General features: G+C 62.3%; 15 protein-coding genes and 1 other annotated feature. All 15 genes read right to left on the minus strand.

Features of this window, described 5'->3' with window-relative positions; genetic code table 11:
- Window positions 1–54: 54 nt before the first annotated feature.
- Window positions 55–762, minus strand: coding sequence for a BofC C-terminal domain-containing protein (locus KVT38_RS35595; RefSeq protein WP_217596172.1), 708 nt, complete (start codon window positions 760–762; stop codon window positions 55–57).
- A 64-nt stretch (window positions 763–826) separates the two neighbouring features.
- On the minus strand, window positions 827–2,938 hold the full coding sequence (locus KVT38_RS35430) for a LysM peptidoglycan-binding domain-containing protein (RefSeq protein ID WP_217596173.1): 2,112 nt from the start codon (window positions 2,936–2,938) through the stop codon (window positions 827–829).
- Window positions 2,939–3,115: 177 nt separating this feature from the next.
- Window positions 3,116–3,307: a type II toxin-antitoxin system antitoxin gene (locus KVT38_RS23460; RefSeq protein ID WP_217596174.1), complete on the minus strand. Its 192-nt coding sequence runs from the start codon at window positions 3,305–3,307 to the stop codon at window positions 3,116–3,118.
- A gap of 12 nt (window positions 3,308–3,319) precedes the next feature.
- A complete protein-coding gene (locus KVT38_RS23465; RefSeq protein WP_217596175.1) occupies window positions 3,320–4,192 on the minus strand; it encodes an SPFH domain-containing protein in 873 nt (290 codons plus the stop codon).
- A gap of 262 nt (window positions 4,193–4,454) precedes the next feature.
- Entirely contained in the window at window positions 4,455–5,336 is an 882-nt protein-coding gene (gene ilvE / locus KVT38_RS23470; RefSeq protein ID WP_217596176.1) for a branched-chain-amino-acid transaminase, read from the minus strand.
- Between the two features lie 23 nt (window positions 5,337–5,359).
- Window positions 5,360–6,256, minus strand: coding sequence for a prephenate dehydratase (gene pheA / locus KVT38_RS23475; RefSeq protein WP_217596177.1), 897 nt, complete (start codon window positions 6,254–6,256; stop codon window positions 5,360–5,362).
- Complete coding sequence (gene thrB, locus KVT38_RS23480; RefSeq protein ID WP_217596178.1) at window positions 6,253–7,263, minus strand: homoserine kinase; 1,011 nt, start codon at window positions 7,261–7,263, stop codon at window positions 6,253–6,255. Before thrB ends, pheA begins: the two co-directional genes overlap by 4 nt.
- Window positions 7,264–7,308: 45 nt before the next feature.
- A complete protein-coding gene (locus tag KVT38_RS23485; protein ID WP_217596179.1) occupies window positions 7,309–8,595 on the minus strand; it encodes a homoserine dehydrogenase in 1,287 nt (428 codons plus the stop codon).
- Between the two features lie 62 nt (window positions 8,596–8,657).
- Window positions 8,658–9,095: an ACT domain-containing protein gene (locus KVT38_RS23490; RefSeq protein WP_217596180.1), complete on the minus strand. Its 438-nt coding sequence runs from the start codon at window positions 9,093–9,095 to the stop codon at window positions 8,658–8,660.
- Window positions 9,096–9,265: 170 nt separating this feature from the next.
- Window positions 9,266–10,609: a GTPase ObgE gene (gene obgE / locus KVT38_RS23495; RefSeq protein WP_217596181.1), complete on the minus strand. Its 1,344-nt coding sequence runs from the start codon at window positions 10,607–10,609 to the stop codon at window positions 9,266–9,268.
- A 52-nt stretch (window positions 10,610–10,661) separates the two neighbouring features.
- The gene (locus tag KVT38_RS23500; RefSeq protein WP_254639490.1) at window positions 10,662–11,438 is read right to left on the minus strand and encodes a Spo0B domain-containing protein; all 777 of its coding nucleotides are present in this window, start codon (window positions 11,436–11,438) and stop codon (window positions 10,662–10,664) included.
- 120 nt (window positions 11,439–11,558) lie between these two features.
- On the minus strand, window positions 11,559–11,867 hold the full coding sequence (gene rpmA, locus KVT38_RS23505; RefSeq protein WP_090115598.1) for a 50S ribosomal protein L27: 309 nt from the start codon (window positions 11,865–11,867) through the stop codon (window positions 11,559–11,561).
- A 4-nt stretch (window positions 11,868–11,871) separates the two neighbouring features.
- Window positions 11,872–12,210: a ribosomal-processing cysteine protease Prp gene (locus KVT38_RS23510; protein ID WP_217596182.1), complete on the minus strand. Its 339-nt coding sequence runs from the start codon at window positions 12,208–12,210 to the stop codon at window positions 11,872–11,874.
- 10 nt (window positions 12,211–12,220) lie between these two features.
- Window positions 12,221–12,532 carry a 50S ribosomal protein L21 gene (gene rplU, locus KVT38_RS23515; protein ID WP_090115596.1) on the minus strand — a complete coding sequence of 104 codons (312 nt, stop codon included), beginning with the start codon at window positions 12,530–12,532 and terminating at the stop codon, window positions 12,221–12,223.
- 12 nt (window positions 12,533–12,544) lie between these two features.
- Window positions 12,545–12,628 (minus strand) — a sequence feature (ribosomal protein L21 leader region).
- Window positions 12,629–12,707: 79 nt separating this feature from the next.
- Window positions 12,708–13,943, minus strand: a complete 1,236-nt coding sequence (locus KVT38_RS23520) for an Rne/Rng family ribonuclease (protein WP_217596183.1) — start codon at window positions 13,941–13,943, stop codon at window positions 12,708–12,710.
- Window positions 13,944–13,968 lie beyond the last annotated feature (25 nt).

Below are 13,968 nucleotides of genomic sequence, written 5' to 3' on the forward strand. Positions count from 1 at the left end.
GCCCGAGCGAAAGCTCCAGCGCTTCGTGGCCGCCGGACGGCGGCGGTCTGACGGCTATTCGGCTGCGTTTGCGGGTGCACCGGATGCGTCGGCGTACGCGCCGAGCCGGCTCACGACCCGATGATAGTCGTCGGCACCCTCGCCCACCGGCATGCCTTCCCGCAGCTTGCGCAGCTCCTCGGGCGACAATCCGCTTTCCAGCGCCTTGACGTCCATGTGGAAAAAGGTCCGGATCACCTTGTCCTTTTTGACGGGACCGTCGAAGAGGGAAAGGTTGCCGCCCCTGTCCAGACCGATTCTCGCCGATGCCTTGCACGACGCAGACAGATCGTCGACCGACTCCCGCATGACGAGCCGATCCGCGTCCTGGAGCGTCGCCGTCCACTCGCGATGCGTCTTGAGCAGGTCCATCGCTTCCGAAGAGGAGAACGATCCGAGCCGCCGGATCTCCTCCCCGCACACGTACATGCGCCGCAGCACGACCTCAACTTTGCCTTCGATACCCGCCAGCGCGGAGATGGCCCGTCCCCGTTCGGAATCGGGGCCTTCGAATGACAGAAGCGATGACCGCTCGTCGAGCCATACGGCTTTGTCCCCCGTCAGGGCGCCTGCGGAACGCTCCGCACGCTCGATGCTCGCCTTGACCGCGGCCAGCCCCGCTGCCGCCGTCAATACGGCGGCAGCCCAAATGCCGAGGGACCATGCCAGACGCTTGTTGCGCTTTAATCGCTTTTTCCAATGACGAATCCGATTACCGAGCACCGGGATCCCTTCTTTACCGTTTTAAACCTATTGTGGTCCCGGGCTCCCGTCGTTATGCATCAGCCTACCATTTGATCCAGGGAAGACTCTTTCTGTTCTTCGGCGCGGAAGCGACGCGCGCTTGGGCTTTGCCCGCCGAGGAGGACGCGACGCGCTTCGCCGTTCCTTGACGCTGCGCCGCCGAACGGGCCGCCTTGGCGACGCCGATCTTTGGCTTGGCTTCAGCCTGGGCGTCTTCCTCGTCCTCGAAGCGTTCTTCGTCAGAAAAGCGCTCTGAGGCGTTTTCCGCTTGCGCGTACGCCAGGTCCTTGTTGGCCGCGTCGGACGGACCGCCGGCGAGCGGATTGTCCACGAAGCCGAAGCCGTCGCGGTATGGAAGCGAATAATCGGTTGCGAACGGCTGCGCGCCGTAGCCCGCCGTCAACGGAAATCGCGGGTCGTATCCGTAGCCGTAGTGCCCCCCGCCAGGACCTGCGGCGGCCGGCGAGACGGCGCTGGGCGCATAGCCCGTCGATATCGGAGAGACAGTGCTTGGCGCATAACCAGTCGACGCGGGAGAAACGGCCGTCTGCACCGGCATAACGCCGCTAGAATAGCCGTAGCCGGACGCGTGTGCCGGATACATCGCAGCTGCCGGGGAGACCGGCGTTCCTGCGCACGGCTGGCATGGCGCCTGCCCCCATCCGGTCTGCAGGCCGCCGAGGCCGCCCAAGTGTCCGGGAATGCCGCCTTCAAGGCCGCCGAGGTGTCCGGGGATGCCTCCCTCTAAACCGCCAATGTGCCCGGGGATGCCGCCTTCGAGGCCGCCCAGATGTCCGGGGATACCGCCTTGAAGCCCGCCCAGATGCCCCGGAATGCCTCCCTCCAAACCGCCAATATGCCCGGGGATGCCGCCTTGAAGCCCGCCCAGATGGCCGGGAATACCTCCCTCCAAACCGCCGAGGTGTCCAGGGATGCCGCCTTCGAGGCCGCCCAGATGCCCGGGAATGCCGCCTTCAAGACCTCCGAGCTGTCCCGGATAAGCCGGGATGCCCCCTACGAGCGGGCCGATCCCTTCTACGCAAGGCGCGCCAGCGTAAGGCTGAATACCGGCCGGGGACACGGCAGAGCCGTAACCGCTGTAGCCGTGGCCGGCTGCTGGACTGACTGCGCTGTAGCCGGTCGGCATCGTACTTACCGGGCTGACGGCATTGTAGCCCGTCGGCATCGTGCTTGCCGGGCTAACGGCATTGTAGCCGGTCGGCATCGTGCTTGCCGGACTGCCGGCATTGTAGCCGGTCGGCATGGCGCTCGCCGGGCTTATGTCGCCGAAGCTGTAAGGCATGGCCGTCGCCGGATTGGCGGAGGCGCTGTGCGTTTGCCCGTAGCCGTAGCCGTGGCTTGCGGCAGGCGACACGGCTTCATAGCTATGCCCGTAGCCCGCCGGCACCGTCGATGCCTCTACGGCAGGCTGTGGCATTTGCAGGAACAAGTCCGTCGTGTGCTCGTACGTCGTCATATAAACGGGATAATGTTCGTGCACGGGCGGCTTCGGCGGAGCTGGCGGCAACGGAACCGGCGCAGGCATCTGCACTTCGACCGGCGCCGTAACTTGAGGCGGCGGCGGCAACGGCGCCGTGCTCGGCTTTTCCGCCGGAGTCGGCAGGACTGCCGTGCTGGGCTTCTCGGTTTCGGCCGGCATTACGGCTGTGCTGGGTTTCTCGGTCTCCGTGGGCATCACCGCCGTGCTGGGCTTTTCCGAAGCCCCCGGCATGACAGCCGTGCTCGGCTTTTGTCCGGCGGCCGGCATGGCGCCCGTTTCCGGCATGTCGTGGTGATGATGCATGCCTTCCGACGCGCCCGCGCCTTCGGCAGGCAGCTTCGGAATATGGACGACTTGCCCCGTCAACAGTGCGCTCGGATTGACGATCTGCGGATTGGCCGCGATCAAGTCCGCGAGCGGCACTTGAAACGTCTTCGACAGCTTCCACATCGTATCGCCCTGCTGGATCGTATAATCCTGGGCAATCTCGTACTGCTTCTGACCCGGCTTCGGAATGCGAATCTTGGCGCCTACCTCGATCTCGTCCGGATTCGCGATGTCCGTGTTGGCAGCGATCAGCTCGTCAAGAGACAAGCCGTATTTCTTAGCCAAGTTGTACAGCGTGTCACCGCTTTTGGCGATATGGATCTTCACTCGGTTCCCTCCCGGTGGCTGAACTCTCGCGTGCGGGCTGCCGCCCCGCGCAATCCTTACATCCTATGCAGGAACTGGGCGTTTGACATCCCTTCGGCAAAAAAACATAGGCGAACCGGAAGCTTGACGCTCCGATTCGCCTATTCGTGTCCCGCCGACCGCCGGTCGCCTTGGGGGTCAGGTTTCCTCCGCCTCCGCCGGCGGTTCGGGCCGGCCCTTCAGCCGGCCAGCCTTGCGCAGCGCTTCCCTGAGCAAGTATTCCATATGCGCGTTGACGCTTCTGAATTCATCCGCCGCCCATCGCTCGAGCGCCGCATAAATCTCGGGATCGAGACGAAGGGGATAAGCCTTCTTCGGTTTGGAAGACATGGCCGCGCATCCTTAGCCGTACAGCGTGCCCGTGTTGATGACCGGCGTTGCCGCACGATCGGACACGACCGCGACCATCAGATTGTTGATCATCGCCGCGCGCCGCTCCGCATCGAGCTCGATCCCGTTTTCCACGAGCTGCCGCAGCGCCGCGTCCACCATGAAGACGGCGCCTTCGACGATTTTGGCGCGGGCGGCAATAATGGCGATCGCCTGTTGGCGCTGCAGCATGGCGCTGGCGATCTCCGGTGCATAAGCCAGATGCGTCAGCCGAGTCTCGAGCACCTCGATGCCTGCGACAAGCAGCCTGTTCTGAAGCTCCGCCGACAGCTCAGACGCCACCTCGTCCGAATTGCCGCGCAGCGACTGGCTCGGCTCGTCGGTGAACGTGTCGTAAGCGTACTTGGCGGCCGTATGCCGGATCGACGTCTCGCTCGTCAGCTCCACGAACCGTTCGTAATCGTCCACGTCGAACACCGCTTTGGCCGTATCCGATACGCGAAATACGACCACGGCCCCGATCTCAATCGGATTGCCCTCCGCATCATTTACCTTTAGCGTGTTGCTCGTAAAGTTGCGAACCTTGAGCGACACCCTTCTCTTGACGGTAAACGGAAGCACCATCCACAGGCCGCTGCGCGACACCGTGCCGATATAGCTTCCGAAAAAGGTGATGACCTTCGCCTGGTTCGGCTGGACGATCGTAAGCGAGCTCAGCATGACCATGGCGAGCAGCAGCAGGGCGATGCCAAGACCGATCAGCCCGCCATCCGGCTCCGCTTGATCGCCGCCCGTCACCATCAGCGCAATGCCGCCGACCAATGAGGCCAAGCACAGCAGCAAAGCCAAAAACCCGTTCATATGCCAAGCGCGTTTTTCCTTCATACTCGCCTCTCCCATTCGATTATGATTTAATTTATATATTAATATGATATCACTTTTGTAAGCATATGTAAATCAACAACATCAGATCACAGACGCAACAGATTTTAGTTCTCGCTAAAACTGGTGGAGGCGGCGTCAGTACCCAATTTGCGGTTATTGGCATGGAATTGCACGGTTTTTCCGTGTTACTCGCTCCAATTCGCGCCCATCTGAAAAAACAAAGACGGCCGCCCGCATGGCGAGCGCCGTCTTTGAATGCAGCTTATTCGTAAACCTTCACGCCTTCGACCGAGACGATCTTGCGGAATTCGTCCAGCAGTTGGCTGGTCAGCGGCCCTGCGCGGCCCTCGCCGATGATGCGTCCGTCCACCTCGCGCACGGCGATGACTTCGGCGGCGGTGCCGGTGAAAAACACTTCGTCGGCCGTATAGACGTCATGCAGCGTGAAAGGCTCCTCTTTGAGCGGGATACCGAGCTTCGCGCACAGCTCCATGATCGCGCCTCGCGTAATGCCTTCGAGTGCGCCGATATAACAAGGCGGCGTGTAGACGACGCCCCTTTTTATGATGAAGATGTTGTCGCTGGAGCCCTCCGCCACGTAACCTTGCGAGTTGAGCATAATCGCCTCGCCGACGCCCGCCAGATTCGCCTGAATTTTCACCAGAATATTGTTCAAGTAATTAAGCGACTTGATCTTCGGATTGAGCGCATCCGGCAGATTGCGGCGCGGGCTGACCGATACCGAGCGCAAGCCGTCCCGATACGCCTCTTCCGGATAGATCGCGAGCTGCTCGACGATGATGACGACATAAGCCTCGGGACAGCGAAGCGGATCGAGTCCGAGATTGCCGGGTCCGCGGGAGACGACGAGCCTGATATAGCCGTCGCGCAGTCCGTTGCGCCGGATCGTCTCGCAAAGCGCGTCTTCCATCTGCGTCAAGCTGAGCGGAATGTTCAGCATGATCGACTTGGCCGAATCGTAAAGGCGATCGAGGTGTTCCCGGCATCTGAAGATGTTCCCGTCGTAGATGCGAATGCCTTCGAAGATGCCGTCTCCGTACAAAAATCCGTGATCGTAAACCGAGACTTTGGCGTCTTCCTTTTTCACATATTGCCCGTTCAAATAAATCCATTGCTCAGACATGCCTCAAGACACCTCCGGAAATGTTAACCTTCGAATGGGAAACTGGGATAAGAGCCGAGAATTCGCACCTGGCAGCCGATCGCCTCGATCTCCGCGATAGCCGCGGGCAGAAGGACCGTGTCGAGCGACATATCGATATCGATCCAAAAATAATAGCTGCCAAGCTTTTTTTTCGTCGGACGCGATTCGATGCGCGACAGGTTGATCTTCCGCCACGAAAATGCCGCGAGCACTTGATGCAGCGCGCCCGGGTAGTCCTCGGGCAACGTGATCAGGACGCTCGTCTTGTGCTTCTGCGCGGCAGCCGATTCGTAGACGCGATGGCCGACGAGCAGAAACCGCGTATAGTTGTTGTCGTGGTCCGTCACGCTCTCCTGCAGCAGGTCCAGCCCGTAATCCGCCGCCGCCGTGCGCGTGCCGATCGCCGCCCAACCGCGTCCAGGGTTGTCATGGACGGTGCGGATCGCCTCGGCCGTGCTCGAGAGCGTCTCGAGCTCCGCGTGCGGGATGTGTGCGCGGATGAATTCGTAGCACTGCGCCATCGCCACCGGATGGCTGAAAATCTTGACGATCTTGGCCGGATCCCAGGCGCCTGCCGCGGCCCGGTCTGCCTGATCATCCGCAGCGAGTTCACCAAGACGGCCGACCAGATTTTGCACGGCGGGGAATACCCACTCAGCGCGGATCGGCAGCTCTACTTCGTGCACGAGCCAATCCGTATGGAGGCTGACCGAGCCGTCGATCGTATTTTCGATCGGGATGACGCTCCAGTCCGTTGTGCCGCCGGCCGTCGACTTGAAGACGTCCGCGATCATTTTATGGTAGCGGAGCTCGACCTCGCGGTCGCGGAAAAAGTAGCGGGCCGCCTCGTCGGAAAACGTTCCCTTCGGGAGCACCGCCGCGCTTGGTACGCGATTCAAAGCCGCACCTCCGTTCCCGCCCTGACCGGCAGCACGGCGTCCGGCGCCGCGCCCAGGTCCGCATCCCCCGCTTGCAGCAGCCGGACCGTCGGACCGTGCAAATCCGGATTAAGCCAGCGAAGCTCCGCTTGAACGCCGGCCTCCGCGAGCGTCTCGCGCACGAAGGCTTCGAGTCGCCGGGCGTCCGTGCCCACTTCGGCGAGCGCGAGCAGCGTCGGACCCGCGCCTGACAGCACCGCGCCGAGCGCCCCGTGCTCCGGCGCCTCGCGCAGCACACGCTCCATGCCCGGGATGAGCGGCGCCCGGTAAGGCTGGTGCAGCTTGTCGCGCAACGCATGGCGAAGGACGTCAAGTCTGCCCGTCGCGAGGGCCGCCGTCAGCAGCGAGCTGTGCGTCACGTTGAACACCGCATCTTCCCGCGCGACCTGGGCAGGCAGCACGCCGCGAGCGGACTTGGTCGCAAGTTCGAAGTCCGGGATCGCCGCGAGGAAGCGGAGCGCCTCGGGCGGGTCGAACCGGACCGCTTCGGCTCGCTGTCCGTCCCATGCCGCCGCGACGATGCCGCCGTAGATCGATGCGCCCACATTGTCCGGGTGCCGTTCGAGGGCGGTCGCCATCTGGAACAGCTCGTCCCTGGACAGCGGCTCTCCGATCAGCGCATTGGCCGCGAAGAGCGCGCCGACGATCGCCGACGCGCTGCTGCCGAGTCCGCGCGTCAGCGGAATGTCGCTGCGAATGCCGATCGCAAGCTCCGGCAGTTCGACGCCCGCTCTTGCGAAAACCGACTGCGCGACTTCGTAAATCAAATTGCTCTTGTCCCGCGGAACGCCGTCGACTTGATCCCCATACAGCGTCACGACCGTCCGCTGCGCCGGCGCCAGATCGATCCACGCATACATCGACAGCGCCATGCCCAAGCTGTCGAAGCCCGGGCCGAGATTCGCGGTGCTGGCGGGTATGCGAACGACGACGCGGTCGGCCGCAAGACGTGTTGCCTTATCCGTCATTGTGATTGTTACCCCTCTTTCGGATTCGCTGCCGCAGCCGCTTGATCAGCCTTCGACACGGTAGACGCTCTTGATCGTCTTGACCGCCGGCAGCTCTTCGAACGCCTTCTGGACGGCGTTCATCGAAGCCTTGTCAGCCGCGTGCGTGGAGATGATCAGCTGCGCGCCCTGCTGATCCGGCGTGGCGGGCTGCATGACGGATTCGATGCTGACGTCGTACTTCGAGAACACCTGAGCGATCTGCATCAATACGCCCGCCCGGTCTTCGACATGCAGCAGCATGAAATATTTCGAAGCGATCTGCTCGTCGGTCTTCAGCTTCTTTTCTTTGTAGGAAAGGGACGATTGGCGTCCGTTGACGCCCAGCTTCATGTTCTTGACGACGGCCACGAGGTCGGCCACGATGGACGTCGCCGTCGGCATCTCGCCGGCGCCCGGTCCGTAGAACATCGTCTCGCCGACCGCTTCGCCGTGCACGTAGACGGCGTTGAACACGCCGTTCACGGAGGCGATCGGGTGGCTGCGGCGCACGAGCGTCGGCTGCACGCTCACGCTGATGAAGTCGTCCTGCCGTTCGGCGATGCCCAGCAGCTTGATCTCGCAGCCCAACTGATGCGCGTAGCGAATATCTTCCTGCGTGACGGCGCTGATGCCCCGCACGTCCACGTCCTCCAGCGCCACGTTCGCGCGGAAGCCCAGCGTGGACAAGATCGTCATCTTGCGCGCGGCGTCGAGGCCCTCGACGTCGGACGTCGGATCCGCCTCCGCGTAGCCGAGCGCCTGCGCTTCCTTCAGCACGTCCTGATAGTCGGCGCCCTCCTGGCTCATTTTCGTCAAAATATAGTTGGTCGTCCCGTTGACGATGCCCATAATCTTCGTGATCCGGTCCGACGAGAAGCCTTCGATCAGCGTACGGATGATCGGGATGCCGCCGGCCACGCTCGCCTCATAGAAGACGTCGCAGCCTTTCTCCTTCGCCTTCGCCAGAATCTCCTGGCCGTGCAGCGCCATCAGGTCCTTGTTCGCGGTGACGATATGCTTGCCCCGCTCGAGCGCCTCGAGCAGCAGCTCCTTCGTCGCGCCTACGCCGCCCATGACTTCGACGATGATATCGATCTGCTCGTCGCGCACGAGCTCCCAAGGATCCTCGGTAAGCTTCGACGCGTCGACGTTCACGCTGCGCGCCTTCGACGCGTCCTTGACTAAAATCTTCGCGATCTCGATCGGCGAGGCGACCTGACTTTGCAGATCCGCCTGGTGACCCTCCACGATCCGGACGACGCCGGTGCCTACGGTGCCCAATCCCATTAATCCAACTTTTACCGGCTTCATAGCTCTTCTCCTCCGCTTTATGCTCTTCGCGCCCTTACCCGCGCATGGTCCGTCCGCTTCCGTCAGCTGCGTCCGACGATCGACGCGCGCCGAACGCCGTCCAGCGCCTTCAGCCGCTCGACCAGCTCGCCGATGCCGCCCGTCATTTGCGCCGCGTCGATCGTGACGACGACGTTCGCCAAGCCCTGCAGCGGGATCGACTGCGTAATCGTCAGCACATTGCCCCCGCTGTCCGCGAGCAGCGCCAACATCCTGGACAGAATGCCGGAGCGGTGCTCCAGATCGATCGACAGCGTCGCGATCGACTCCCTCGCCGCCTGATCGAGCGCATAGACGCCGTCCTTGTACTTGTAGAAGGCGCTGCGGCTGATGCCCGCCCGCTCGGCGGCTTCGTTAACTGTAGCCGCTTCGCCGCGCCGCAGCATCGCCTTCGCCTGCTCGGCCTTGCGCATGCCTTCGGGCAGCAGATCCTCGCGTACCGCGTAATATTGCTCCGCCATCCTCGTCCTCCTAGGAAAGACGCATGTTTGCGTATAGTGGACATTATATCCGATGGTTCACGTGGCGGCAATAGTCGAATGGCATTAAAAAGAGCCTTATCTACGCGCCGCGCGCATGCCGGCCGGCGATAAGGCTCTGTGTCTGGCGCCTCTCGAAGGCCGCCAAGCGCTTATTCGTCTTCGTACAAGTACTCTTGCTCGCCGCCTTCGAAAAACTCGAACTCGAAGTCGCCGATTCGGATGATGCTCCCGTTCTTGGCTCCGCGCTTGCGCAAATCCGCGTCGAGACCGATCTTGCGCATGATGCGCGCGAAGCGCATGACCGCCTCGTACGAACCGAACTGCGTCCGCCGCAGCAGGCGCTCGATCGATTCGCCTTCGACGACGAACGTCTCGTTGTCCCTGGAGATCGTATAGTCGTGCACTTCCTCGCGATGCTCCAGTCGGTAGACGACGCCTTCGGCTTCTTCGGCCTCTCTCGCCTCCTGCGCGGCAAGCTCCGCCGGATCCGGCGCGGACGCCAGCACTTCGGCCGTCTTGTACAGCAGCTCCGGTACCCCGGCTCGCGTGAGCGATGAGATCGGATACACTTCGATATCGGATCGGACTTCCGCGAGCTTGGCCTTGAACGCCGCCAAGTTGTCTTCGGATTCGGGCATGTCCATCTTGTTCGCGGCGACGATCTGCGGACGCTCGGTCAGCTTCAAGTTGTAAAGCTTGAGCTCCTCGTTGATCTTGACCCAGTCGTCGAACGGATCGCGCCCTTCGAGGCCGGACATGTCCACGACGTGCACGATGACACGCGTCCGCTCCACATGGCGCAAAAATTCATGACCGAGCCCGACGCCGGCGTGCGCGCCCTCGATCAGACCGGGCAGATCCGCCATGACGAAGCTGCGGTCGTCGCCGAGCTCGACAACGCCGAGATTAGGCGTCAGCGTCGTGAAGTGGTAGGCGCCAATCTTCGGCCGCGCGCCCGAGACGACCGACAGCAGCGTAGACTTGCCGACGCTCGGGAATCCGACGAGACCGACGTCCGCCATCACCTTCAGCTCCAGCGTCACCCAGCGCTCCTGGCCCTCTTCGCCGTTCTCGGCAATCGCCGGCGCGGTGTTGACGGAGCTCTTGAAGCGCGTGTTGCCGCGGCCGCCGCGGCCGCCCTTCGCGATGACGACGGCCTGACCGTGCTGCGTCAGGTCGGCGACCATCTCGCCGGTGTCGTCGTCGTAGACGACCGTGCCCGGCGGCACGCGGACGATCATGTCATCGGCGTTGGCGCCGTGCTGGGACTTGTTGCGTCCTTTTTCTCCCCGCGTGGCTTTGAAGTGCTTTTGATACCTGAAGTCCATGAGGGTACGGAGCCCCTCGTCGACCTGGAACACGACGTCGCCGCCGTCCCCGCCGTCGCCGCCCGCGGGCCCGCCTTCCGGCACGTACAGCTCTCTGCGGAATGCGACGAGCCCGTCGCCGCCGTCCCCGCCTTTGACGTATATTTTCGCCTTGTCTACAAACATGTTGTGATCACTCTCGTTTCCGCTTCGATAAGCAGGCAATCTGAAAATGCAATCATTCGAAAGGCACGACGACCGTCAGCTTGCGGGCGGCGTCTTCCCCGGCTTCGTCGTCCGCTTCGGACAACCGCGCCCCCTCCGGCAGCGTCCGTGCGACGTCCTCGCGCAGACTGCTCCAGGCGGACCAGGCGCCCTCGTACGACGTCTCGATTCGCAGCTCGCCGCCCGCTTCCAAGAAGACGATTCGAAGCTGGTTCTCCTCCGCCGCGGCGGACGAGGCGCGAACCCGGTAAGCATTGATCAAGCCGATCGCGGCCCGGGAGACGCGCTCAGGCCCCGCCGACAGGACACAGGACGCCTGCAAATGCTCGTCCACCCGCGCGTCGAGCGTCAGCGTATCACAGAACGTCCGAAAGGAGAGCAGATAAGCGGACAGCTCCGGGCTGCCGAGCCGCGATATGCGGCTGTCGCGCTCCATCTCTTCCTTTATTCTGTCCACGACCGCGATCGCCTTATCGATTTTTTGCATGCGCAGGTAGCCGTATAAGATCTGCAGCTCGTTCATCCAGTCGTGACGATGATGGCTCAGCGTGCCGACAAGGTCTTGGCGAGACTTGACGATATCGCGCGAAGCGCGCTCTATGATTCTGTCCGTCTCTCGCTTGCAGGCGCGCCGCTCGATCATTCCCGCGACCAGGGCTGCGGCGACGGCCCACACGAGAAACAGCACGATCGGCCACAACTGATCCCGCCACGCCACGACCGCGCCAGCCGGGATCAGTAGCGTCGCAGAAGCAAGCATTAGGCCGTAGGCTTTTTGTCTAGGCATCATTACTTTTCCCCGCTTTGGAAACAGCCGACGCAGGCTGCCTTGTAAATCGCTGAAGCCCTATTCGTGTCCGCCGACGCAAAAACCCCGGCCACTACGCGCGGCCGGGGTTCTGGATGTCGATTATTCAAGGGCGGCGGCGACTGGCGCCACCGGAGCCGGATAGACGCTAACTTTCTTGCGATCGCGTCCCCAGCGCTCGAACTTCACGACGCCTTCGACAAGTGCGAACAGCGTATCGTCCTTGCCGATGCCGACGTTGTTGCCCGGGTGGATCTTCGTGCCGCGTTGGCGAACGAGGATCGTGCCGCCGGTGACGGCTTGGCCGTCGGCGCGCTTCGCGCCCAGACGCTTCGACTGGCTATCGCGTCCGTTCTTCGTCGAACCTACGCCCTTCTTCGAAGCGAAGAGCTGAAGATTGAGCTTCAACATGGTGTCAACCTCCTTCTGTGCTTAATGAATGCTTGAGCCGAACGTGCTTCGCATATTCCTCCGCAATGTCCTCCAGCGCGACGACCATCCCCTCCAGCAACAGCTGGACGCGATCGGATTCGACGCCCTCCGGCGGCATGTCCGCGGAGAGAAAGCCCGACTTCACCTTCGCCTTCGGCACGATGCCGGTCAGGCGCTCGATGGCGTTGACCGCGCCGACCGTGACGGCCGACACGCCCGCGCATACGATATCCTTACCCGGATCGTCGTATCCCGCATGCCCGGATACTTCGAAGGACTTGATCCGCTGCCGCTCGTCGCGGCGAATGTCGATCTTGATCATCCTGCGCCTCTTAAGCCTGGATGCTCTCGATCGTCACCTTGGTGTACGGTTGGCGATGGCCTTGCTTCTTGCGCTCGTTCTTCTTCGGTTTATAGTGGAAGACGATGATCTTCTCGCCCTTGACGTGCTTCTCTACCTTGCCCGTCACGCTAGCGCCGGACAGAAGCGGAGCTCCGGTCACGAAGCCCTTGTCGCTGGATACGGCCAGAACCTTGTCAAACGTCACGCTGTCGCCTTCGCCTGCGGAGAGCTTCTCCACGAAGATGACGTCGCCGGCTTGAACCTTGTATTGCTTGCCGCCAGTCTCGATAATCGCGTACATGTGTGCACCTCCCTCATGTCTAAGACTCGCCTCATGGGGTGCCGGCCGCCTGAACGTCCGGTCTTCGTACCCTTTGGAGTGCGGTTGTAGCTTGCAATTGACAGGAGCCCATTGCACGCACTAGAGTATTCTATCACACGCAGTCGCCCGTGGCAACCCGTTTGCAAGCGCGCTTTTAGCGCACGTACGTTCTGCCCGTTCCTTTGCAGGCGATGCACGTCTCGTAAAAGTAGCTCATCAAATCCGCGCGCGTTTTTTTTCTCGTAATCTCAAGCAGCCCGAGTCTCGTCCAGCCGACGACCTGGCATTTGGTCCGGTCCTGCCGCATCGTCTCCACGATCCGCTCGACCACCCGCCTGCGATGTTCCTCGTCCGCCATGTCGATGAAGTCGACGATGACGATCCCCCCGATGTCGCGAAGGCGAAGCAGTCTGGCGATCTCGGCCGCGGCTTCGAGATTCGTCTGAAATACCGTCTCCTCCAGATCGATCGCGCCCGTATACTTGCCCGTATTGACGTCGATGACGGTCAACGCTTCCGTATGGTCGATCACCAGGTAGCCGCCGCTCTGCAGCGCCACGCGCCGCTGGAAAGCGCGGTCGATTTGCGACTTGATTCCGAAATGCTCGTACAGCGGCATCGCTTCGGCATGCAGCTTGACGCGATGCTCCAAATGCGGCGCAGCCTGCCGCAAATAGGCCCGCGCATCGCGGTAAGCGCGCTCGTCGTCGACGATCAACGCTTCCATCTCGGGCTTGAACACGTCCCTCACCGTCCGCTGCACGAGCCCAAAGTCCCGATGAAGCTCCGCCGGCGCCTCGGCCGTTGCACCGCGCTCCGAGATATGGCGCCATACATTGCGCAGTCCTTCGAGATCCCGCGCGAGCGAATCCCGCGACTCGCCTTCGGCGTTGGTCCGCAAGATGAGCCCTTCTCCGGCATCCCGCAGCTCCTCCGCAAGCCCCTTGAGCCTGGCGCGCTCTTGTTCCTGTTCGATCTTCTTGGATACGCCGACGTAATCGGCGTGCGGCATATAAACAAGGCAGCGTCCGGGCAGCGAATAGTGCGTCGTGATCCGCGCGCCCTTGCCTCCGAGCGGCTCCTTCATGATCTGAACGATGCGCCGGTCGCCCGGCTTCAGAAGCTCGGCAATGGACGGCTTCGTCTTGGGCTGCCGGTCCAGGTGCGGGTGAAGGACGTCGTCCACGTAAAGAAAGGCGTTTTTGGGGAGCCCGATGTCGACGAACGCCGCCTGCATGCCGGGCAGGACGTTGACGACGCGTCCCAAATAAATGTTCCCGACCAAGGAGGTGCCCTCCGAGCGCTCGACGCTGAATTCGGTCAGCACGCCGTCTTCGAGAAGCGAGGACTGTGTCACGTTGCGCGTGCAGTGGACGAAGAGCTGCTTCATGCCAACCTCCTGGGCGAACGGTCTC

The sequence above is a fragment of the Cohnella sp. GbtcB17 genome, assembly GCF_019091135.1.
Lineage (GTDB): Bacteria > Bacillota > Bacilli > Paenibacillales > Paenibacillaceae > Cohnella.

Excerpts from the sequence above, each read along its gene's own strand:
- KVT38_RS23520 (WP_217596183.1), bottom strand. The coding sequence starts at position 13,943 with ATGAAGCAGCTCTTCGTCCACTGCACGCGCAACGTGACACAGTCCTCG.
- KVT38_RS23500 (WP_254639490.1), bottom strand. The coding sequence starts at position 11,438 with ATGATGCCTAGACAAAAAGCCTACGGCCTAATGCTTGCTTCTGCGACG.
- rpmA (WP_090115598.1), bottom strand. The coding sequence starts at position 11,867 with ATGTTGAAGCTCAATCTTCAGCTCTTCGCTTCGAAGAAGGGCGTAGGT.
- rplU (WP_090115596.1), bottom strand. The coding sequence starts at position 12,532 with ATGTACGCGATTATCGAGACTGGCGGCAAGCAATACAAGGTTCAAGCC.
- KVT38_RS23490 (WP_217596180.1), bottom strand. The coding sequence starts at position 9,095 with ATGGCGGAGCAATATTACGCGGTACGCGAGGATCTGCTGCCCGAAGGC.
- obgE (WP_217596181.1), bottom strand. The coding sequence starts at position 10,609 with ATGTTTGTAGACAAGGCGAAAATATACGTCAAAGGCGGGGACGGCGGC.
- KVT38_RS23510 (WP_217596182.1), bottom strand. The coding sequence starts at position 12,210 with ATGATCAAGATCGACATTCGCCGCGACGAGCGGCAGCGGATCAAGTCC.
- thrB (WP_217596178.1), bottom strand. The coding sequence starts at position 7,263 with ATGACGGATAAGGCAACACGTCTTGCGGCCGACCGCGTCGTCGTTCGC.
- KVT38_RS23465 (WP_217596175.1), bottom strand. The coding sequence starts at position 4,192 with ATGAAGGAAAAACGCGCTTGGCATATGAACGGGTTTTTGGCTTTGCTG.
- KVT38_RS23460 (WP_217596174.1), bottom strand. The coding sequence starts at position 3,307 with ATGTCTTCCAAACCGAAGAAGGCTTATCCCCTTCGTCTCGATCCCGAG.
- ilvE (WP_217596176.1), bottom strand. The coding sequence starts at position 5,336 with ATGTCTGAGCAATGGATTTATTTGAACGGGCAATATGTGAAAAAGGAA.
- KVT38_RS23485 (WP_217596179.1), bottom strand. The coding sequence starts at position 8,595 with ATGAAGCCGGTAAAAGTTGGATTAATGGGATTGGGCACCGTAGGCACC.